We start from the raw sequence: 21045 nt of genomic DNA on the forward strand, positions 1-21045 counted from the left end.
AAAATCAGGTTAGCCCGAATTGCGCCGTTAGTCTTGGATTATGGGCACATCCTCGGCTGGCACCGCTCGCTACGACCGCTTCGTCGCAGACCTGTTCGGTGTGATGGCGTACGGCGAACTGTCCGCGTTTGAACGGCTGTCCTCCGACGCCCGTTACTCGCCCACGCTCCACGACAGGGCCGTGCTCGGCCGGATCGCCGTCATTGAATTCCAGCATTACGAACTGGTGAGCGCCAAGCTGGCGGAGATGGGCGTCGACGTCGAACATGCGATGCTGCCGTTCCAGTCCGCCGTGGACCACTTCCACGAACGGACCCGCCCGGCGGACTGGTACGAGTCCCTGATGAAGGCGTATGTGGTGGACACCGTTTCCGCCGATTTCTACCAGGCCGTGGCGCGGTTTGTGGACGCCGGAACCCGTGAGGTGATCCAGCAGATCCAGTCGTCCGAGGAGGCCACGGCGGTGCTCCGGGAGCGGCTCAGGGGAGCCCTGGCCGATGATCCCCGGCTGGCATCCAGACTGGCGCTGTGGGGCCGCCGCCTGCTGGGCGAAGCCATCACCCAGGCCCAGCGTGTGGGCCACGAGCACGCCTTCCTCAGCGAACTGTTCGTCGAGGCGGAACCCGGCGCCACGGACGCCAGCGCCCGCGAACAGGTGCGGGGCATCACGGCCGAAGTCGCGGAAAACCATTCCCGCCGGATGGTCCAGCTGGGCCTGAGCGGGTAGCTTGCCGGGTTGCCGCTAGATGACGGCTGCGGGGGACGTCGCTTCGAGGGCGTCGAGCAGTTCCGCCGCTGCGGCCGCCGGATCCGGCGCCTCGGTGATGGCACGGACGACGACAATCCTGCTGGCTCCGGCCGCCAGGACCTGCTCCACGTTCGTGCGGTCGATCCCGCCGATCGCGAACCAGGGCAGCAGCAGTCCCCCCACGATTTCCTCGTTCACGGTGCGGACAGCCTTCGCCGCATAGCTCACCAGATCGAGTCCGACGGCGGCGCGCCCGGGTTTGGTGGGGGTGGCCCAGAGCGGGCCCACGCAGAAATAGTCCAGGCCGCCGCGTCCGTGGGCGGCGACGATGGCGGCATCCACCTGCTCCGTGCTGTGGGTGGAGAGCCCGATCACGGTTGCATCGTGCAGCAGCTTCCGGGCAGCGCGCAGCGGCAGGTCCTTCTGGCCGATGTGGAACACCGGGGCGCCGGCGATGGATGCGACGTCGGCGCGGTCGTTCACGGCCCAGAGCCGGCCGTGCCGGCGGGCGGCGGCGTGGACGATTTCCAGCAGCTCGAGCTCCTCGGCCGCCTCAATGCTCTTGTCCCGCAGCTGGATGATGTCAACGCCGCCGGCAAACGCCGCGTCCACGAAGTCCGCAAAGTCCCCGCGGTCCTTGCGGGCATCGGTGCAGAGGTAGAGGCGGGCGGCGGTGTGGGCAGAGTGCTCGGTCATGGCAACCACCTTAGTTCCTCTAAACTGGGCAGGTACCGCGGGAGCCCGTTGCCGATGTCATAAAAGGCGCAGGGCTGAGAGGGCGTCAGAGCCGACCGCTTGACCTGATCCGGTTAGTACCGGCGTAGGGAAGGAAAACATGAATCCCGAAACCAGCGGTAAGGATTGTGCCGCGACGCGTCTCGAGGCAGACGTGGCCGTCATTGGCGGGGGCGTGGTGGGCCACGGCATCGCCTGGGAGGCGCGGCGTTCCGGCCGGTCGGTGGTGCTCATCGATGAAGCCCCCGGCAGTGGCGCCAGCTGGGCGGCGGCCGGCATGCTCGCCCCGGTCAGCGAACTGCATTACCAGGAGGAAGGGCTCCTGGAGCTGATGCTGGAGTCCTCGGCCAGGTGGCCGGAGTTTGCCGCCACCCTCACCACCGGGGAGGACGCCGGTTATCTCACGACGCCTACCCTTGCGCTGGGTGCCGATCCCGCCGACCGGCGCGCGCTGATGGACCTGCGGGACGTGCAGCGGGCCCACGGCCTGGAAGTGGAACCGCTGACTATCCGCGAGGCGCGTTCCCGCGAGCCGCTGCTCAGCCCCGGAATTTCCTGCGCCCTTGATATCCCGGCAGACCACCAGGTGGACCCGCGCAAGCTGGTCAGGGCCCTGGCCGCAGAGCTGGCCAGCCAAGGCCAGAGGACTGCGGGCCAGGGGAACGCGGCAGCACAGGGGTCCACCGTCCCAGAGCAGGCCACTGGCCTGCTCTGGGACGGCGGACGCGTCTGCGGCGTCCGGCTGGCGGGCGGCGGCTCCGTCAGGGCGGCCGAGACGGTGGTGGCCAACGGCCTGGCCGCGGCACAGCTGCAGAACCTGCCGGAAGGCCTCCATCTGCCGCTGCGGCCCGTCCACGGAGACATCCTCAGGCTTCGGGTCCCCGCACACCTGCAGCCCCTGCTCACCGCAACCGTCCGGGGCATGGTGCGGGGCGTTCCGGTGTACATAGTGCCCCGCCAGGACGGCACGGTGGTGATCGGCGCCACCCAGCGCGAGGACGGCGTGCCGGGCACCAGCGCCGGCGGCGTCTACCAGCTGCTGCGTGACGCGCAGGCCCTGCTTCCCGCCGTCGCCGAGCTGGAGCTGCTCGAGGCCACCGCCCGGGCACGGCCCGGCACACCTGACAACGCACCCCTGCTGGGCCGCGTACCGGCATGCGGCCCCGCAGGCGGGCGGGATGCCGGTACGGACGTGGCGGGCCTCATCATTGCCACCGGCTTCTTCCGCCACGGGGTCCTGCTGACCCCGGCCGCCGCGGCGATCTGCCGCCAGCTCATGGACGGCATTACCGATCGGCGCTGGGCCGCGTTCCGGCCGGCCCGGTTTTCCCCCGGGCTCCCCGATCCGCTGGGAGTTGCTGCCCCGCTGGGAGCTTTCACCCATTGCGGCACTCCCGCATGACGCACGTCACATTTGACCCGAATAAGGAATCAGCATGAACATCACTTTGAACGGTATTGAACAGGAAGTAGGCGAGGGCGCCTCGGTCACCACACTCGTCAGCCAGGTCACAGGTCGCCGCCTGTCCGCCAGCGGGCAGGCCGCCGACGGGCAGCGGCTGGGCGTTGCGGTGGCCCGCAACTCGGCCGTGGTGCCGCGCAGCCAGTGGCACAGCACCGCCCTCGCCGAGGGCGACGAGATCGAACTCGTCACGGCAGTCCAAGGAGGATGAGCACGATGGCAGAAACATTGACTGAAACAGCAGCAGACAGCCTGGTCTTTGACGGGGTGGAGCTGACCTCCAGGCTCATCATGGGCACCGGCGGCGCTCCGAGCCTGGACGGTCTGGGCACGGCGCTGGTGGCCTCCGGCACCCAGCTGACCACGGTTGCGATGCGGCGGTATTCGCCGGCCGAGACCGGCTCGCTCTTCCAGCTGCTGGTGGACCACAACATCCGCGTCCTCCCCAACACGGCCGGCTGCTTCACGGCCCGCGACGCCGTCATGACGGCCGAGCTGGCACGCGAAGCGCTGGAGACCGACTGGGTCAAGCTCGAGGTCATCGCGGACGAGCACACGCTGCTGCCGGACGCCGTGGAGCTCGTGGAGGCCACCGAGCAGCTGGTCAACCGCGGCTTCAAGGTCTTCGCCTACACCAACGACGACCCCGTCCTGGCGCTCCGGCTCGAAAACCTGGGAGCCTCGGCGGTCATGCCGCTGGGAGCCCCGATCGGTACCGGCCTGGGCATCCTCAACCCGCACAACATCGAGCTGATCGTGTCCCGGGCATCCGTTCCCGTGGTCCTGGACGCAGGGATCGGCACGGCCTCGGACGCGGCACTGGCGATGGAACTCGGCTGCGACGCCGTCCTGCTGGCCACCGCCGTCACCCGTGCACAGAACCCCGCGGTGATGGCCGAGGCCTTCAAACACGCCGTCATCGCCGGTAGGCTGGCGCGTGCGGGCGGGCGGATCCCGCGCCGTGAGCATGCCCTGGCGTCGTCGGCCATGGAGGGCCGGGCGGAGTTCCTCTAAGCCCCGCCACTCTTTCCCGGCGGACGCGCGGCAGGCTCAACAGGCACTTCCAAGGAGCCAGCCGTGGCCGCCAGGGACGACATCCTCACCCGACCCCAGATCGACGAAGCGCTCGCCGGCCTGCCGGACTGGCGTTACCGGCTGGGCGGCCTGGTCACCGTCTATAAAACACCGACGTCGGCCGCCGCGCTTGAGCTGATCTCCGCCGTCGGGCGTGTGGCGGAGGATATGGACCACCATCCGGACCTGGACTGGCGCTACAACCGCGTGTTCATCCGGTTCAGCTCCCACGACGCCGGGGGCGAAGTAACCCCGCGGGATACCGGAGCTGCCGCCTCGGTCAGCGCTGCCGCGGCGGCGGCGGGCGCTGAGGCCCAGCCGGGCCTGTACCGGTCGGTGGACATCGGCATCGACACGGCTGACGCGGCGGAGATCTCCGAGGTCTGGCGCGTCGCGCTCGGTTACCGGAAGGGACGCTTCGGGGACCTGGTGGACCCGTACGGCCGCGGCCCCGGCGTGTGGTTCCAGGAGACCCGGACCCCCAACGACAACCGCCTGCACCTGGATGTCCACCGCTCGAAGGCGGAGTCGGCACCCGTCCTGGAGAAGACGGCAGCAACCGGGGCCTTAATGAACAGTGACCACGCACCCGGTTGGGTGGTGGTCACTGATGCCCAGGGGAACCGGCTTTGCCTGTGCACCGAGGAAGGACAGGGGCTGGACCTGGGTGAGGCAGAGCCTGCCGGATCTGAAAGCGGCGGCTAGATTTTCAGCGCTGCCGTCAGCCGCCGGGTATCCTGCTTGGCGCGCTCACGGCCGAGAAAGGCTGCCACTGCCAGGGCGGCGGCGGCCCCGGCCACCATGGGAACCACCCACGGCATCCACGTCAGCCCGGGCTGGTAGCCCAGGCCCGCCCAGATGCAGATGATCCAGGCGAGCATGCCCACCGCCACGGCCGTACCCGCCGGCAGGAGGATGCCGTACTTGGTGTGGCGCCTGTCGTTGGCCCAGACGATGAAGCCGGCTGCGGCAGTCACCAGGACCACGATCGCGAGGGACAGCACAGCGGGGCCTACAGGGCGCCGAAACCGACCCGGCGGACTTCCTCTGCGCCGATTTCGACGTAGCCGAGGACATTGGCCGGGACGATGATCTGGCGGCCCTTCTCGTCGTTCAGGCGGAGCTCGCTGCCCTTGGCAATGGCTTCGGCCACGACTTTGGCCACAGCGTCAGCATCCTGAGCCGATTCCAGCACAATTTCACGGCCGACGTTCTGAATGCCGATCTTTACTTCCACAGCGGGGCCTCCCAGCCAGTCAAGGTTGAAATTTCAAAAGTAGTTTCAGTTGTAGTCTAGGTCTCTTTGGGGAAGCGAGAGATTCCGCGCCAAGCTAAACGGTAAATCAGGTCGCTGGCCACATCGATGTCCAGGTTCCCGTCGGTTTCGAGCCAGTAGCGGGCGCTGACCTGGGCCATGCCCGCAAGGCCGCGTCCCAGCAACTGGGCCTCCAGCAGCGGCAGCTTGGTGTCCTCGGCGATGACCCGGGCAATGGCCTCGGCAAACGTCTTGTTGAAGGTCTCCAGGCGCGAGCTGACGTCGGCGTCGTTGATGAGGTCGGATTCGAACACCAGCCGGTGGGCCTGGTCGTCGCTGTCTATGAAGCTGAAGTAGGCGCGCATGACGGCCTTCACGCGCTCCTTGTTGTCCGTGGTGGAGTTCATGGCCCCAAGCATCAGCGCGGTCAGCGCCTCGAGGTGGCTGTCCAGCAGGGCAAGGTAAAGCTCCCGCTTCGACGGAAAGTGCTGGTAGAGCACAGGCTTGCTGACGTGGGCCGTCTCCGCGATCTCGTCCATCGCGGCACCGTGGTAGCCATTGGCGACGAAAACCTCCTGGGCGGCGGCCAGCAGCTGGGCCCGGCGTTCATCGCGCGGCAGCCTGGCGGAACGCTGGCCGGCGGGGCGGGCCTGGCCGGCATTGGATTGCGCGGCCTGAGTTCGATCAACCGGTGCATGATGAACCACTGTTGGCCTTCTTTCCTTTGCAGTTAACTTCACTTTACCCGGGGGTAATATGACCGCGCGGTATCTTCAGGCATACATTGAAGTATGGCTTCTCCGTCCACCGCAAATACAGTCCGCACGCTCCCGGGTCCCCTCGTTGATCCCGGGCCTGCGCTTTCCACCGAAGAGGTGGAGCGGTATTCCCGGCACCTCATCATTCCCGAAATCGGCGCTGTCGGCCAAAGACGGCTGAAGAACGCGCGCGTACTGGTCATCGGGGCGGGCGGCCTGGGCTCGCCGGCGCTGCTCTACCTTGCCGCCGCCGGTGTGGGAACCATCGGGATTATCGATGACGACTCCGTGGACCTGAGCAACCTGCAGCGGCAGATCATCCACGGCACGCGGGACGTCGGTCGGCCCAAGATCGAGTCCGCCCGGGACGCCATCGCGGAACTGAACCCGCTGGTGGACGTCCGCCTGCACAACACCAGGCTCGATGCTTCCAACGCGCTGGAGCTTTTCGCCGGCTACGACCTCATCCTGGACGGGGCGGACAACTTCGCCACGCGCTACCTCGTGAACGACGCCGCCGCCATCCTCGGCAAGCCCTACGTGTGGGGATCGATCTTCCGCTTCGACGGGCAGGTCAGCGTCTTCTGGGAGCAGCACGGGCCCACGTACCGGGACCTCTATCCGGAAGCGCCGCCGGCCGGTGAAGTGCCCTCGTGCGGCGAGGGCGGCGTCTTCGGGATGCTGTGCGCGGCGGTCGGATCGCTCATGGTGACCGAGGCCGTCAAGCTGATTACCGGCGTCGGGCGTTCCCTGCTGGGCCGGGTGGCGCTGTACGACGCCCTGGGCGGCAGCTGGCGCGAGATCAGGGTGGCCAAGGACCCCAACGCCCCCCGGATCACCGAGCTGACCGACTACGAGGCGTTCTGCGGCATCGCGCCGGCGGAAACCACCGACACCGAACACACCGTGACGGCGACCCAGCTGGCTACGATGCTGGCCTCGCGGCAGGCCGGACTGAAGGACTTCGACCTCGTGGACGTGCGCGAGGCGGGGGAGTACGACATTGTGCGGATTGACGGTTCGGTGCTGATCCCGCAGGGGCGCATCCTCTCCGGCGAGGCGTGGGGCGAGCTGCCGCAGGACAAGGACATCGTGTTCCACTGCAAGGCCGGGACACGCTCGGCCGCCGTGCTGGCCGCCGCCCGGAAGGCCGGCTACCAGCGCGTCAGCCATCTCGACGGCGGCATCCTCGCCTGGGTGCGGGACGTGGAGCCCCAGAAGCCCGTCTACTGAGCAGCCGCGGGGCTGCCCGCGGACTATGACGACATCCTCGCGAGCGTCAACAGCGGCAGGGCAAGGCTCCGGGCCTCGTCGTCCAGCCCCGTGTACTCCACTTCCATGGCCAGCGAATCGTGCGGGGCCAGGTAGCTGATCCAGACCTGCTCTGTGGCGCCGGCGGCAATCGTTCCCGGGCCCCGGTCGGCGTCCTGCGGGGCCACGGTGATGCCGGAGGGCAGCAGCTTGAGGCGCAGCTGTCCGGGGCTGAACAGGACCGGCTCGGGGCGGACATTCGTGATCGCCACTTCCAGCACGACGACGTCGCCCCAGGTGAAGTTTCCCGGTTGGGGCCAGCCGGAGTCCAGGAGGGGAGCACCGTGGTGGCCGTCCCCTCCGGTGCCCTGGCGGCTGGAGATGCGCTGGATTCCGGGCTGGCCCGCGGCGGCGGCCCGGCGGGCACCGTCGGTGACCTGCGAGATTGCCGCGGCGAGCGGCGTGGCGGCAGGCAGGCCCTGGGCATCGAGCCTGGCGAGGCGGCCGGCGTCGACCAGTGAGAGGGTTCCGAAGGGTGTGTCTAGGCCCTTTCCGCTGCCCGGCCGGCTGCGGGAGACCACGCCGTAGGTTCCGCCGCCCACCAGCAGGAGCGCTCCGCCTCCCACGATCAGTCCGAATTGCCGGCGGCTCAGGGGCGGGACGGCAGGGGCCGGTGACGGAAAATTCATGGCTGCTCCCCAATATGGTTTTCACGGGCAACATCCATGCTCCCCGGGCAGCCTATGGAAAGCTTGTGGGGTCCTGTTTGTCAGAACATACGGTGTGTTCGGAAAAGACGCCGGCTAGGCAGAATTGCGGCGTTCGCCGTCCTGCGCAGCGGCTGACGTTCCGACGCCGAGCGCAGTGTGGTCAACGGGGCACTCGGCCTTGGCCGCCGCTGCGGGCTGCTCCACCGTGATGCCGTACAGGGTTTCCAGGGCTGCGACGTAGTCGTCCTGCTGGCCGTTGGACGCGAGTTCGCGGGCCCGGACGGTGGGGACATGGAGCAGCTGCTTGACCATCCGGCGCAATGCGAACTCCACCTCCTCGGCCGCGGCGGTGCACCCGTGCCGGGCGCGCACCTTTTCCATCTCCGCGTCGAGCACGCTCATGGTGTGGCGGCGGAGGGCCACAATTGCCGAGTCCACGGACCGTGCCTCGCGCTCCTGTTCAAACGCCTGGGCGGCGCCGGAAACAATGCTGCTGGCCTGGGCGAGCGACTCCGCCTGCTCCTGGGGTGCAGCGAGCCGTACAGACTCCAGCGTGAGCAGCTCCACGCCGTCGAGCTCTCCGACGGCGGGATCGAAATCGTGGGTGAGCGCCAGGTCGATGGCGATCAGCGGCTGGGTGGATCCGGCACGGACCTGGGCGAGCTCGGCAGCTTCCACCCGGGTGTCCGAGCCGCTGCAGCCGATCATGACGTCGGCGGCGGCGACAGCAGCGTGCAGGGTGTCGCCGTCGAGGGCGGTTCCGCCCCTGGTTGCCACGAAGGTGGCGGCGCGGCCCGATGATGAGAACACCGAGATATCGCGGCAGCCGCGTTCGCGCAGCAGCGCCATGGTGGCCCCGGCGTAGGCGCCGGTACCGAACACCACGACCTTCTTCTTCGACCAGTCGGGCTCTTCCGAAAGGTCGGTGGCGAGGTCGAGTGCCACGGAGACGATGGACAGGCCGCGGGAGCCGAGGGCGGTCTGCGCGCCGACGTCCTTGGCGGTCTTGGAGGCGGCCTGGAAGAGCCGGACCAGCCCGGCGCTGGCCGTGCCCTCGTGCTGGGCGGTGATCAGGGCCCGGCGCACCTGCCCGGCGATCTCGCGTTCGCCGACCACCGCGGAGTCGAGCCCGGAGCTCACGGCAAACAAGTGCTGGGTGACCTCGGGCCCGGTGTGAGTGCTGAATGACCGGGACACGAGCTGCTCGCTGAGTCCGCTGGTTTCGCTGATCTGGCCCACCAGGGCGGCGCGTGCGGCCTCTACGTCGTCGGCGTGCGGTGCCTCGCCGTAGATTTCGTAGCGGTTGCAGGTGGCAAGGACCACCGCGCCCTTGACCGCCGGGGAACCGGCGAGGGCGGACGTGGCAATGCCAGAAGAACCGTTGCTCAGCTGAGCAACGGTTTCGAGGTCGATGTCGGCGTGTGTAGCCACCAATGAGAAAAGAACCACAGCAGGACCATCATAGCTTTTTCGCAAAGGCGTAGAACAACCCTTCAAACGGATAGGAGCTTTCCATCCCTGTGATTCCTGACACGCACCGGAGGATGCTGCTGCCGGGCGACAAGCTGTCGTTATCTTTTGGGGACTATTTTGGGCACAATCAAAGGCATGACTTCTAGCGCTGTAACCCCCGCCGGTACCGGACTCGACGCAGGCCATCCGCTTCGCGACGGACGCACTGCAGACTCTCCGCTGATTACGGCTTACCGCGGCGGCAAGCCGAGCCGCCGCCCGGTGTGGTTCATGCGCCAGGCGGGCCGTTCCCTGCCGGAGTACCTGAAGGTCCGCGAAGGCGTCGCCATGCTGGACTCCTGCCTGCGGCCCGAGCTTGCCTCCGAAATCACCCTGCAGCCGGTGCGCCGCCACGACGTGGACGCCGGCATCTTCTTCTCCGACATCGTCATTCCGCTCAAGCTGGCCGGCGTCGGCGTTGACATCGTCCCGGGCGTGGGGCCGGTCCTGGACAAGCCCGTGCGGACCGCCGCCGATGTGGCGGCCCTGCCCCGCCTGACCGAGGAGTCGCTGGAACCCATCCGGGAAGCCGTCCGGCTCACCGTGGAGCAGCTCGGCAAGACCCCCCTGATCGGTTTTGCCGGCGCGCCCTTCACGCTGGCGGCCTACATGGTGGAGGGCCGTCCCTCCCGCGACCACCTTGGTCCCCGCACCATGATGCACGCCGACCCCGAGACGTGGACGGCGCTGGCCAACTGGGCCGCGGACGCCTCCGGCCTGTTCCTGCGCGCCCAGCTGGAGGCCGGCGCCTCCGCAGGCCAGCTGTTTGACTCCTGGGCCGGTTCCCTGGGCCTGGCCGACTACAGCCGCTTCGTCGCCGCGGCCTCGTCCCGCGCCCTGGACCACGTCCGTGACCTGGGCGCGCCGCTGGTCCATTTCGGCACCGGAACCTCGGAGCTTCTGGTGGCCATGCGTGACGTCGGTGTTGACGTGGTGGGTGTGGACTACCGGCTGCCGCTGGAGGAGGCCAACCGCAGGCTGGGCGGCACCGTCCCGCTGCAGGGCAATATCGATCCTGCCCTGCTGTCCGCCCCGTGGGAGGTCCTTGAGGCGCACGTCCGCGAAGTCATCGCATCCGGTGCGGCGGCCCCCGGCCACGTCCTGAACCTTGGCCACGGCGTACCGCCGGAGACGGACCCGGATGTCCTGACGCGCGTCGTCGAACTCATCCACTCCATCTCCCCGGAGTAAGGGCAGTGGCTGCAGGCAGTCCCTCGCTGGCCGGACGTACGGCACTGGTGGTCGGCGGCGGCATCTCCGGGCTCCTGGCCGCCCGGGAACTCGCCCGCGCCGGCCTCAGCACCACAGTGCTGGAAGCCGCCGATGCGTGGGGAGGCTGCGTAGGCCGGCACGATGTGGCCGGGCTGACCCTGGACAGCGGGGCCGAGTCGTTTGCCACCCGCTCCACCGCCGTGGCCGACCTGGCCGCTGAACTGGGACTGGGCGGCCACATCGTTGCCCCGCGCCCTGGCGGCGCCTGGGTGCAGCTGCCTGGCGGAGCCCGGGAACTTCCCAAGACCGGTGTGCTGGGCATCCCGGCCAATCCCTGGGACCCGGAAGTCCGCCGCTCCCTGGGCCTGGGCGGCTCCCTGCGTGCCTCGCTGGACAAACTGCTGCCCGCCTCCGTGGGAACCGGGGGCGAAGTTTCCAGCGTCTCGGCGCTGGTGCGGGCACGGATGGGCCGCCGCGTCCTCGAGCGGCTCGTCGAGCCGGTGGTGGGCGGCGTGCATTCCGCCGACCCCGGGCTGCTCGACGTCGACATGGTGGCCCCGGGCCTCCGGGCCGGGATCACCCGGCACGGCTCGCTGGCAGCGGCCGTCGCCGCCCAGCGCAAGGGAACAGGAACGCCGGACGGCCCGGCACAGGGTTCCCCAACGCAACCCGCGGCAACGTCCGGCAAGCCCGCCAAGGCGGGCTCCGCCGTCGCCGGGCTGAAGGGCGGCATGCACACCCTCGTCACGGAGCTGGTGGCCGACCTCCGGGCGCGCGGCGTGCAGCTGCTGCCCGGGACGGCAGCAACGGCAGTTGCGCGGACCCCGGACGGCTGGAAGGTAACGGCGGGGGAGGGCAGCTATACGGGCGATGTATTGGTGGTCGCCCTGGACGGGCCGTCGGCAATACAGCTCCTCGGTGCAGCGGTCCCGGCCCTGGCCGCCCATCAGCCCGGACCGGGACCTCTGGTCAAGCTCGTGACACTCGTTGTTGATCTCCCCGCGCTCGACAGGCGTCCGCGTGGCACCGGAATTCTGGTGGCGCCGCAAACGGAAGGCATCAGGGCGAAGGCCCTCACCCACGCCACCGGCAAGTGGGACTGGGTAGCGGAAGCGGCCGGACGCGGACGGCACGTGCTGCGCCTGTCCTACGGACGCAGCGAGGGTGCGCCGGCTGAGTCCGTGGACACCGGGACGGGACCGGAGCCGGCAAGGGACGAGGAACTGCTTGACATGGCTTTGCAGGATGCGTCAGCGCTGCTGACGGTGCCCGTCACACGGGAGGCCCTGGTGGACTGGGACGTCGTCAGCTGGGCCGGGGCACTGCCCTTTGCGGCTGTGGGGCACCGCCAGCGGGTCGCCGAGGTGCGGCAGGTCTGCGCGGGTATTGACGGACTGCTGATGGTCGGCGGCTGGCTGGCCGGCAACGGGTTGGCGGCCGTAGTGGCCGACACCAAGAAGCAGCTCGCCGGCTTCCTGACGCGGGGCTGAAGCGAGGGTCTCCGGGGCTGAAGCGAAGGCCTCCGGGGCAGCCCGGAGCGTCCCTGGAGGCAGCTTCCCTGGCGCCCGCGATACCTGCCCGCAGGGGCCGCCCGCAAGTTTTCCCTGGCGCGAAATTGTGTTTAGGGTCGATGACTATGGTCAATCAGAAGTCCGATGGTTTTCGTTCGCTGACTGGTTTCCATGGGGGGCTTCGGCGCGGCACAGCAGCAGCTGCGTTCGGAGCGGTACTGGTCTTGTCCGCAGGTGTTCCTGCATCCACCGCTGCCGCGGCCGAGGTGCCTGCGTCCGGCCTGCTGGGGGATTCGGAGCAGTCCGGCACAGCTGACGGAACGGCTCTGGAGGCCACCGTCGACGCCGCTGGCCTCGAAGCCTGGGCCGCGGCCGCACTGTCGAATGCCGCACTGTCGAACCACGGCAAGGGCGAGGGCAAGTCGAACCGCGACGGCGTTAAGTCGGACGAAGACGCGTCGAACGGCGGCACATCGGATGCAAGTACGTCGGACGCAGGTACGTCGGACGGCGGATCAGCCCAGCCTTCCGAGCCCTCTCCCACGGACGGGCCTTCGCCGTCCGAATCGCTGCCGCCGTCGCTGGCGCCGCTGGTTCCCTCGCCGGTTCCCTCCGTAACGCTCACGGCCAGCCCGACGCCGGACCCGTCGATCACGGCCTCGGCAACGCCCACGGAGCCGGCTCCGGCGCCGTCCGATCCCGGTGATACCGAGCCGGCGCCCTCGTCAGAGCCCACTTCTCCGGAGGCGGTAGCGCCTTCCCGGCCGTCGAGGCCGTCAGGCTCTCCTGAAGCCCCTGCGCCTGCCGAAACACAGACCTCCGGGACGCCGTCCTCATCGGGCACCTCAACGTCGTCGCCGTCGGGAACGCCGTCGGAGCCGGGCAGCTGGACCGGGCCGTCGGGCAGCTGGTCGGGATCGCCGGCGGAAACCGGTGGCTCCCCGGCACGCCAGGCTCCGGCCGGAGCGCCGGGAGCTTCAGGATCCGGAACTGCCGGAGCCCCGGCGCCAGCCACGGGTGACTCCGCGGCGACCACCGAAACCGCCGCTGCCGAGGCCAACCCGTTCAAGGCGATCATGGGCCTGTCCGGCGGCGCAGGCCTCAGGGGACGCTCGGCCGGAGTCTGGGGCTCGGCGCAGCTCGCCGGCCCCAACAACATGGCCACGATCAGCTCGCCGTATATGCAGGGACCGGCCGAAAGCGCGGTCCTGGGCGTGTCACAAAACGGGACCATTGCTCCGCAGGTGTGGTGGGGGGCCGGGCTGCTGGCCCTCGCCGGAGCGGCCGGAGTGGCCGCCGTCCGGATCCGCCGGTCGCTGTGAACTTAGCCACTTCTACGCAATGTAGAAGTTGAGTTTTTCGACTTAGGCCGCATGGAAGGGGCAGGATAGTAACCATGAGCCACACTCCTGCCGAATCTGTCACCAAAACCGAAGAATCAGCCGAGCAGTTCTTCACCCTCTGGACCGTGTTCAAGCGCTCCGCCGAGGTCCTCCGCAGCGCCGATGCCGCAGAGGATTTCGACGCCCTGGTGGCGCGCCTGGCCGAGGCAGGGGTAGTCCACCGCGGAAGCTACGACGTTTCCGCCATGCGCGCCGACGCCGACGTTATGGTCTGGCTCCACGGCCCCAGGCCCGAGGCGCTGCAGCAGGCCATCCGTGACATCCGCCGCAGCAAGCTGTTCGCCGGAACGGAGCTTGTCTGGTCCGCCATGGGCGTGCACCGTGAGGCCGAGTTCGCCAAGAACCACACCCCGGCGTTCTCCCGCGGCGTGGAACCGGCTCAATGGCTGTGCGTCTACCCGTTCGTCCGCTCCTACGAGTGGTACCTGCTGCCGGAGGACGAGCGCGGCAAGATGCTGCGCGACCACGGCCTGCTGGGCCGCGACTTCCCGCAGGTCATTTCCAACACCGTCTCCTCGTTCGCCCTCGGCGACTGGGAATGGATCCTCGGCCTGGAGGCGCCCGAGCTCGTTGACCTCGTGGACCTGATGCGCCACCTGCGTGCCACCGAAGCGCGCAACCACGTCCGCGAAGAGATCCCGTTCTACACCGGCCGCAGGATCTCGTCCGGCGAGATCGCCGAGGTCCTGGCATGAGCCCGCTCGATCCCCAGGAAGCCGCCGTGAATCCTGTCACCGAGGCAGGCAGGATGGCTCCCAAGGAATACGACGGCATCCTCCTCGCGTCCTTCGGCGGCCCCGAGGGCCAGGACGACGTGATCCCGTTCCTGCGCAACGTCACCCGCGGCCGGGGGATCCCCGACGAGCGTCTCGAAGAGGTGTCCCACCACTACCGCGCCAACGGCGGCATCAGCCCGATCAACCAGCAGAACCGGGAACTGAAGGCGGCCCTCGAAGCCGAGCTTGCGGCGCGGGGCATCGAGCTGCCCGTGCTGTGGGGCAACCGGAACTGGGACCCCTACATCCCGCAGACCCTCCAGGACGCGTACGACGCCGGCCACCGCCGCCTGCTCATGCTCACCACCAGTGCGTACTCCTGCTACTCCAGCTGCCGCCAGTACCGCGAGGACATCGGCATGGCCCTGACCGAAACCGGGCTCGACGGCAGGCTGGAAGTGGACAAGGTCCGCCAGTACTTCGACCACCCCGGCTTCGTGGAACCCTTCATTGAGGGCACCGCCGGGGGAGTCGCCGAGGTGCGCGCGCAGCTGGCCGCCGCCGGCAAGCCCGACGCGCCCATCCACGTTCTCTTCGCCACCCACTCCATCCCCACCCGGGATGCCGTGGCCGCCGGCCGGTCCGGGGACGAGCCCCGTGAGTTCGCCGAGGATTCCGCCTACGTGGCCCAGCACCTCGCCAACGGAGCGGAAATCATCCGCCGGGTGGAAGCCGATTCCGGCCTGTCCGCCCCCTGGTCCCTCGTGTACCAGTCGCGCTCGGGCGCTCCGCACATCCCGTGGCTTGAGCCGGACATCAACGACGCCATCGAGGACCTCGCCAAGCAGGGCGTGGCGGGCATTGTCATCGTGCCGCTGGGCTTCGTCAGCGACCACATGGAGGTCGTCTGGGACCTCGACACCGAAGCGCTGCAGACCTGCAAGGATCTGGGCATCGCCGCCACCCGCGTGCCCACGCCGGGAACGCACCGCCGCTTTGTGGAGGGGCTCGTGGAACTGATCTGCGAACGCACGGTGGCCAACAACGTCGCCGACCGCCAGGCCGTTACCGGCCTCGGCCCCTGGTACGACGTTTGCCGTCCCGGCTGCTGCGAAAACTTCCGCGGCGAAAAGCCCACCATCGCCGGCGCCGACACCACCGTCGGCCAGGGGCACGACCCCTACCCGGCCGGGCAGGACGCGAAGTGACAGTACGGATCGGCACCCGGGCAAGCAAGCTCGCCCTGACCCAGACCCAGCAGACGGCCGACCGGCTGGCCGCCGTCGGGGGCTTCGACGTCGAGCTCGTCCATGTCAGGACCGACGGCGACGTCCTCACCGGCTCGCTGTCCCAGATGGGCGGCACCGGCGTTTTCGTGGCCGCGCTGCGTGACGCGCTGCTGAGGAACGAGTGCGACGTGGCCGTCCACTCCCTGAAGGACCTGCCCACCGGCTCCGCCCCGGGCCTGACGCTGGCCGCGACCCCGCCGCGGGTTGACGTCCGCGACGTCCTCTGCGCACGCGACGGACTCAAGCTGGCAGACCTGCCCAAGGGCGCCCGCGTCGGCACCGGCTCTCCGCGCCGGGCGGCGCAGCTGCGAGCTGTCCGCCCCGACCTGGACATCGTGGACATCCGCGGCAACGTGGACACCCGGCTGGGCCGGGTGCCCGGGCTGCCGGGCAACGCCACCGAGGCAGTGGTTGACGGGAAGTCGTGCGACCTGGACGCCGTCATCCTCGCCGCCGCAGGGCTGGAGCGGATCGGCCGCCTGGACACCGTCACCGAATACCTGGAGACGGACATCATGCTCCCGGCCGCCGGACAGGGATCGCTGGCCATCGAATGCCGCACCGCCGAGGCGCCGCGCCGGGCCGGGTCCCTCGACGGATCCCAGGGCGTGCTCGCCCAGGCGCTGGCCGCCCTTGACGACGCCGACACCAGGCTTGCGGTCACAGCCGAGCGGGCACTGCTCGCCCGGCTTGAGGCAGGCTGCGCCGCCCCCGTGGGCGCCTACGCGTACCGCAAGGGCAGCATGCTCCACCTGGAAGCCGTGGTCTGCGCCGTGGACGGCACCGCCTCGGTGCGGGACAAGCGGGCCACCGACGGACTCACCGAAGTCGGCGCCACGTTGCTGGGCATCGAACTGGCCGAGGTCCTGCTGGCAGCCGGAGCTGCGGACATCGCGGACCTGACGGCTTCCTGACCGCAGCCGGCCACCGTATGCGAACGACGAGCGGGAAGAACCCGGCGGGCGGGCGCCCGCTGGAAGGGTGCCGCGTCCTGGTGACGCGAAGCCCCGAGCGCTCCGGACCCCTCGCGGAGGCGCTGCGGCTGGCCGGCGCCGTTCCCCTGCTGCTGCCGCTCACGGCCGCGGAACGCGCCCCGGACCAGGACGCATTTGGCGACGCGTTTGAGGCGCTGGGCGCGGGCCGCTTCGAGTGGCTCGTGGTCAGCAGCGCCACCACCGTCCTCGCCCTGCAGGAGCAGGCGGCAGAGCACGGCGTGGAACTGCGGAACTGGCTTCCGGCCGGAACCCGCGTTGCGGCGGTGGGGCCGGCCAGCCGGAAGGCGCTCGAGGCCGCGGGGATTGCCGTGCACTTCGAGCCGCAGCGTGAACACTCGGCCGCGGGGATCGTGGACGGATGGCCCGGCGGTTCCGCCGCCGTGCTGTTGCCGCAGGCCGATATCGCGGCCCCGGCCCTGGCCCGGGGACTGGAGGCGAAGGGTGCCCGGGTGCACACAGTGGTTGCCTATGCCACGGTGGACTTCCCGGCGGAGCCCGGGCGGCACCTTGGCGCAAAAATCCCCGGCGGGGCCGGAGACGGGGGCACCGCCGCGGCACTGCCGCTGCTGACGCCCGCCGAAGCAAAAGCCGAGGTCGACGACGGCGTCCTGGCCGCCGTCGTCGCCGCCTCACCAAGCGCCGTGCGGCGGATCGCCGCGGCACTGGCGCCGCTCGGCTCCTGCCGCCTCGTGGCCATCGGCCCCGCCACCGCCGCAGAGGCGGAAACCCATGGGCTCCCCGTGACCGCCACGGCACGGGAGGCCACTCCCGAAGGGCTCGTCGCCGCCGTCGTCCGGGCCATTGGCTCCTTAAGCAGTTGACGCCCCATAAGCACCGGCCACCATCATCAGCAGTCAGCAACAGCAGTCACCAACAGCAGGCAAAACAGTGAAGGACAGGACATGAGCTTTCCGCACCACCGCCCCCGGCGGCTCCGCACCACCCCGGCCATGCGCAGGCTCACGGCCGAACACCGGCTTGCCCCGGCAGACCTGATCCTTCCCGCGTTCATTCGCGAGGGCCTGTCCGAGCCCAACCCGATCGCCTCCATGCCCGGCGTCGTGCAGCACACCACGGACACCCTCAAGCGGGCGGCGGCTGAGGCCGTGGAACTGGGCGTCGGCGGCATCATGCTGTTTGGCATTCCCGAGACCCGGGACGCAGAGGGAACGGCGTCGCTCGACCCGGACGGCGTGCTCAACAAGGCCATCCGGGACGTCCGGGCCGAGGTGGGGGACAGCCTCGTGGTGATGAGCGACGTGTGCCTGGATGAATTCACCGACCACGGGCACTGCGGCGTCCTAGACAGCGACGGCTACGTGGACAACGACGCCACGCTGAAAATCTACGCCAGGATGGCCGTGGCCCAGGCCGACGCCGGCGCCCACGTGCTGGGTCCTTCGGGCATGATGGACGGCCAGATCGGCGTGATCCGCGAGGCCCTCGAGCGGGCCGGGCACGTGAATACCGCCGTGCTGGCCTACGCCGCGAAGTATGCGTCGGCCTTCTACGGCCCATTCCGGGAAGCAGTGGATTCGCAGCTGAAGGGCGACCGCAGGACCTACCAGATGGACGCCGCCAACCGGCGGGAGGCCATCCAGGAGGTGGAACTGGACCTTGCCGAGGGCGCAGACATGGTGATGGTTAAACCTGCGATGAGTTACCTCGACATCCTGGCCGACGTCGCAGACCTCAGCCCGGTGCCGGTCGCCGCGTACCAGATCTCCGGCGAGTACGCCATGATCGAGGCCGCGGCCGCCAATGGCTGGATTGACCGCCGCGCCGCCATCACTGAATCCGTCCTGGGCATCCGGCGGGCCGGGGCCGATATGGTCCTCACGTACTGGGCCAGTGAAATCGCCGGCTGGCTCAGGGAATCCTGATGCCGGAGCCAGCCACAGATCCCAGCCAACCCGTAGGACCCATCCAGCCGGTAGGACCCGGGCAGATCCTGCTGGGACTGAACACGTTCGGCGACGTCGGCGTGGACGGCGCCGGCGAGCCGAAGCCGCACGCCCGGGTGCTGCGGGAACTGCTGGATCAGGCGGTACTCGCTGACGCCGTCGGACTCCACGCCTTCGGCGTGGGGGAACACCACCGCCGCGACTTCGCGGTGTCAGCCCCCGAGGTGTTCCTGGCGGCCGCAGCGGCCCGGACCAGCAACATCCGGCTCGGTTCGGCCGTCACCGTCCTGAGCTCCGACGACCCCATCCGTGTCTTCCAGCGCTTCTCCACGGTGGACGCCCTGTCCGGCGGCCGCGCCGAGGTCATGCTGGGCCGCGGCTCGTTCATCGAGTCCTTTCCGCTTTTCGGCCTGGACCTGGCGGACTACGAGGTGCTGTTCGAGGAGAAGCTCGAGCTCTTCGACAGGGTGCGGGCGCAGAAGCCGGTCCACTGGGAAGGCCGCACCCGTCCGGCCCTGACCGGCCTGAGCGTCTACCCGCCGCTGGAGCACCACCTGCTGCCGGCCTGGATCGGCGTGGGCGGCACCCCGGAGTCCGTGCTGCGGTGCGCGCAGTACGGCTACCCGATCATCTTTGCCATCATCGGCGGCCAGCCCCGCGCCTTCGCCCCGCTGGTGGACCTGTACCGCGAGGCGATGGACAAGTACGGCCAGCCCATGCAGCAGATCGCCACCCACTCGCCCGGGCACATCGCCGAAACCGATGAGGCGGCCCGCGAGGAGCTGTTTCCGCACTGGCTTGCGCAACGGAACAGGATCGGCGCCGAGCGCGGCTGGGGCCCGGGAAACCGGCGCGAATTTGATGCGATGTGCGGCCCCGAGGGCGCTCTGTACGTCGGCTCCCCGGAAACGGTGGCGCGGAAGATCGCACTGCTCAAACGGAACCTCGGCGTCGACCGCTTCGACCTCAAGTACGGCAACGGCACGCTGCCGCACGAATCCATGATGCGCTGCATCGAACTCTTCGGCACCGTGGTGGCACCGCGGGTGGCCGAACTCCTGTCCGGTGACACTCCCGCAGACTGAAAGAATGGGAACCATGACTTCCAGTACCCCTCGCAACGAGGAACTTTTCGACCGCGCCCGCCAGCTGATGCCCGGCGGCGTCAACTCGCCTGTCCGCGCCTTCGGTTCCGTCGGCGGCACGCCCCGCTTCATGGTGGCGGCCAAGGGCCCCTACCTGACGGATGCCGACGGCAACGACTACGTGGACCTGGTCTGCTCCTGGGGCCCGGCCCTGCTGGGGCACGCCCACCCGGCGGTCCTCGACGCCGTGCACGCCGCCGTCGACCGCGGGCTCTCCTTCGGCGCCTCGACCCCCGATGAGGCCAACCTTGCGGCGATCGTCAAGGAACGCGTTCCCGCCGTCGAACGGCTGCGCATGGTCTCCACCGGCACCGAAGCCACCATGACGGCGATCAGGCTGGCCAGGGGCTTCACCGGCCGCAACCTGGTCATCAAGTTCGCCGGCTGCTACCACGGCCACCTCGACGGGCTGCTCGCTTCCGCAGGCTCCGGCGTGGCCACCCTGGCGCTGCCCGGTTCCGCGGGCGTCACGGCTGCCACCGCCGCCGAGACCCTGGTGCTGCCGTACAACGACCTCGGCGCCGTCGAGGCCGCCTTCGCCGAGCACGGGCCGAACATCGCCGCCGTCATCACCGAGGCTGCGCCCGCCAACATGGGCGTGGTCACCCCCGGTGAGGGCTTCAACGCCGGCCTGTCACGGATCACCGCCGCCCACGGGGCCCTGCTGATCGTCGACGAGGTCCTGACCGGCTTCCGCACCGGCTACTCGGGGTACTGGGGACTTACCGGCGGCGCCGCCGACGCCACGGAGAAGTGGACCCCCGACCTGCTGACCTTCGGCAAGGTCATCGGCGGAGGCATGCCGACGGCGGCCCTCGGCGGCCGTGCCGATGTCATGGACTACCTTGCGCCGCTCGGTCCCGTCTACCAGGCAGGCACGCTGTCCGGCAATCCGGTGGCCATGGCGGCCGGCGTGGCCACCCTGACCCACGCCACCCGGGACGTGTACTCGTTCGTGGACGCCCGGTCGCTGGAACTGTCCGGCGCCCTGTCCGCCGCCCTCGACGCGGCCGGCGTGGACCACTCCATCCAGCGGGCCGGGAACCTCTTCTCGGTGGCCTTCGGCACGTCCGAGCACGGGGTCCACAACTACAGCGACGCGCTGAAGCAGGAGGCGTTCCGCTACGCGCCCTTCTTCCACTCGATGCTGGATTCGGGCGTCTACCTGCCGCCGTCCGTCTTTGAGGCCTGGTTCCTGTCCGCGGCGCACGACGACGCCGCCATGAACCGGATCTTCGAGGCACTGCCCGCCGCAGCGGAGGCGGCCGCCGCCGCAAAGGCCTGATACGCCGTCGGGCATAAAAAAACTCTGGCACCCGCCGCGGCGGGTGCCAGAGTTTTTTGTTCTGTTCCGGCTTGCCGGAA

22 protein-coding genes and 1 riboswitch are annotated in these 21045 nt (G+C 69.4%); of the genes, 16 read left to right on the top strand and 6 right to left on the bottom strand.

Annotation, left to right across the window (positions count from 1 at the left end):
- Positions 1 to 40 precede the first annotated feature (40 nt).
- Complete coding sequence (locus BWQ92_RS17475) at positions 41 to 727, top strand: ferritin-like fold-containing protein (RefSeq protein ID WP_076801563.1); 687 nt, start codon at positions 41 to 43, stop codon at positions 725 to 727.
- Between the two features lie 15 nt (positions 728 to 742).
- On the opposite strand, the gene thiE is transcribed toward BWQ92_RS17475, so the two are convergent.
- Positions 743 to 1444, bottom strand: a complete 702-nt coding sequence (thiE, locus tag BWQ92_RS17480; protein WP_076803797.1) for a thiamine phosphate synthase — start codon at positions 1442 to 1444, stop codon at positions 743 to 745.
- A 27-nt stretch (positions 1445 to 1471) separates the two neighbouring features.
- Positions 1472 to 1593: riboswitch (TPP riboswitch) on the top strand.
- Here thiE and thiO point away from each other — a divergent pair.
- From thiO to BWQ92_RS17500, 4 genes are all read left to right on the top strand, one after another.
- Complete coding sequence (gene thiO, locus BWQ92_RS17485; RefSeq protein ID WP_076801565.1) at positions 1584 to 2885, top strand: glycine oxidase ThiO; 1302 nt, start codon at positions 1584 to 1586, stop codon at positions 2883 to 2885. (Overlaps the previous riboswitch by 10 nt.)
- Positions 2886 to 2919: 34 nt before the next feature.
- Complete coding sequence (thiS, locus tag BWQ92_RS17490; RefSeq protein WP_076801567.1) at positions 2920 to 3156, top strand: sulfur carrier protein ThiS; 237 nt, start codon at positions 2920 to 2922, stop codon at positions 3154 to 3156.
- Positions 3157 to 3161: 5 nt separating this feature from the next.
- Complete coding sequence (locus BWQ92_RS17495) at positions 3162 to 3959, top strand: thiazole synthase (protein WP_076803798.1); 798 nt, start codon at positions 3162 to 3164, stop codon at positions 3957 to 3959.
- Positions 3960 to 4022: 63 nt separating this feature from the next.
- Entirely contained in the window at positions 4023 to 4724 is a 702-nt protein-coding gene (locus BWQ92_RS17500; RefSeq protein ID WP_076801569.1) for a 4a-hydroxytetrahydrobiopterin dehydratase, read from the top strand.
- Here BWQ92_RS17500 and BWQ92_RS17505 read toward each other — a convergent pair.
- The 3 genes from BWQ92_RS17505 to BWQ92_RS17515 are packed head-to-tail and all read right to left on the bottom strand — an operon-like array spanning position 4721 to position 5981.
- Entirely contained in the window at positions 4721 to 5023 is a 303-nt protein-coding gene (locus tag BWQ92_RS17505; RefSeq protein ID WP_076801571.1) for a hypothetical protein, read from the bottom strand. The genes BWQ92_RS17500 and BWQ92_RS17505 overlap by 4 nt on opposite strands.
- A gap of 8 nt (positions 5024 to 5031) precedes the next feature.
- Positions 5032 to 5256: a DUF3107 domain-containing protein gene (locus BWQ92_RS17510; RefSeq protein WP_076801574.1), complete on the bottom strand. Its 225-nt coding sequence runs from the start codon at positions 5254 to 5256 to the stop codon at positions 5032 to 5034.
- 56 nt (positions 5257 to 5312) lie between these two features.
- Entirely contained in the window at positions 5313 to 5981 is a 669-nt protein-coding gene (locus BWQ92_RS17515) for a TetR/AcrR family transcriptional regulator (protein ID WP_076801577.1), read from the bottom strand.
- A gap of 84 nt (positions 5982 to 6065) precedes the next feature.
- On the opposite strand from BWQ92_RS17515, the gene moeB reads away from it, so the two are divergent.
- Positions 6066 to 7265: a molybdopterin-synthase adenylyltransferase MoeB gene (gene moeB, locus BWQ92_RS17520; protein ID WP_076801580.1), complete on the top strand. Its 1200-nt coding sequence runs from the start codon at positions 6066 to 6068 to the stop codon at positions 7263 to 7265.
- 23 nt (positions 7266 to 7288) lie between these two features.
- Here the strand turns inward: moeB and BWQ92_RS17525 are convergent, their stop codons facing one another.
- Positions 7289 to 7972 (bottom strand): hypothetical protein, encoded by a 684-nt coding sequence (locus tag BWQ92_RS17525; protein ID WP_076801582.1) that lies wholly within the window; start codon positions 7970 to 7972, stop codon positions 7289 to 7291.
- 114 nt (positions 7973 to 8086) lie between these two features.
- Positions 8087 to 9442 carry a glutamyl-tRNA reductase gene (locus BWQ92_RS17530; protein ID WP_236782994.1) on the bottom strand — a complete coding sequence of 452 codons (1356 nt, stop codon included), beginning with the start codon at positions 9440 to 9442 and terminating at the stop codon, positions 8087 to 8089.
- A 159-nt stretch (positions 9443 to 9601) separates the two neighbouring features.
- Between BWQ92_RS17530 and hemE the strand changes: the two genes are divergently transcribed.
- From hemE to hemL, 10 genes are all read left to right on the top strand, one after another.
- Complete coding sequence (gene hemE / locus BWQ92_RS17535; RefSeq protein ID WP_076801587.1) at positions 9602 to 10696, top strand: uroporphyrinogen decarboxylase; 1095 nt, start codon at positions 9602 to 9604, stop codon at positions 10694 to 10696.
- A gap of 5 nt (positions 10697 to 10701) precedes the next feature.
- Positions 10702 to 12207 (top strand): protoporphyrinogen oxidase, encoded by a 1506-nt coding sequence (hemG, locus tag BWQ92_RS17540; protein WP_076801590.1) that lies wholly within the window; start codon positions 10702 to 10704, stop codon positions 12205 to 12207.
- Positions 12208 to 12452: 245 nt separating this feature from the next.
- On the top strand, positions 12453 to 13550 hold the full coding sequence (locus BWQ92_RS23635; RefSeq protein WP_157365190.1) for a hypothetical protein: 1098 nt from the start codon (positions 12453 to 12455) through the stop codon (positions 13548 to 13550).
- A 74-nt stretch (positions 13551 to 13624) separates the two neighbouring features.
- Positions 13625 to 14326 carry a hydrogen peroxide-dependent heme synthase gene (gene hemQ, locus BWQ92_RS17555; protein WP_076801597.1) on the top strand — a complete coding sequence of 234 codons (702 nt, stop codon included), beginning with the start codon at positions 13625 to 13627 and terminating at the stop codon, positions 14324 to 14326.
- Positions 14323 to 15555, top strand: a complete 1233-nt coding sequence (locus BWQ92_RS17560; RefSeq protein ID WP_076801599.1) for a ferrochelatase — start codon at positions 14323 to 14325, stop codon at positions 15553 to 15555. Before hemQ ends, BWQ92_RS17560 begins: the two co-directional genes overlap by 4 nt.
- Positions 15552 to 16550 (top strand): hydroxymethylbilane synthase, encoded by a 999-nt coding sequence (gene hemC, locus BWQ92_RS17565; protein WP_076801602.1) that lies wholly within the window; start codon positions 15552 to 15554, stop codon positions 16548 to 16550. Before BWQ92_RS17560 ends, hemC begins: the two co-directional genes overlap by 4 nt.
- An 80-nt stretch (positions 16551 to 16630) precedes the next feature.
- Positions 16631 to 17452: a uroporphyrinogen-III synthase gene (locus BWQ92_RS17570; protein WP_335633073.1), complete on the top strand. Its 822-nt coding sequence runs from the start codon at positions 16631 to 16633 to the stop codon at positions 17450 to 17452.
- Positions 17453 to 17533: 81 nt separating this feature from the next.
- Positions 17534 to 18514, top strand: a complete 981-nt coding sequence (gene hemB, locus BWQ92_RS17575) for a porphobilinogen synthase (protein ID WP_076801607.1) — start codon at positions 17534 to 17536, stop codon at positions 18512 to 18514.
- Complete coding sequence (locus BWQ92_RS17580) at positions 18514 to 19620, top strand: LLM class flavin-dependent oxidoreductase (protein WP_076801612.1); 1107 nt, start codon at positions 18514 to 18516, stop codon at positions 19618 to 19620. Before hemB ends, BWQ92_RS17580 begins: the two co-directional genes overlap by 1 nt.
- 13 nt (positions 19621 to 19633) lie before the next feature.
- A complete protein-coding gene (hemL, locus tag BWQ92_RS17585) occupies positions 19634 to 20965 on the top strand; it encodes a glutamate-1-semialdehyde 2,1-aminomutase (protein ID WP_076801614.1) in 1332 nt (443 codons plus the stop codon).
- The last annotated feature ends 80 nt before the right edge of the window (positions 20966 to 21045 follow it).

The organism is Arthrobacter sp. QXT-31, assembly GCF_001969265.1.
Taxonomy (GTDB): domain Bacteria; phylum Actinomycetota; class Actinomycetes; order Actinomycetales; family Micrococcaceae; genus Arthrobacter.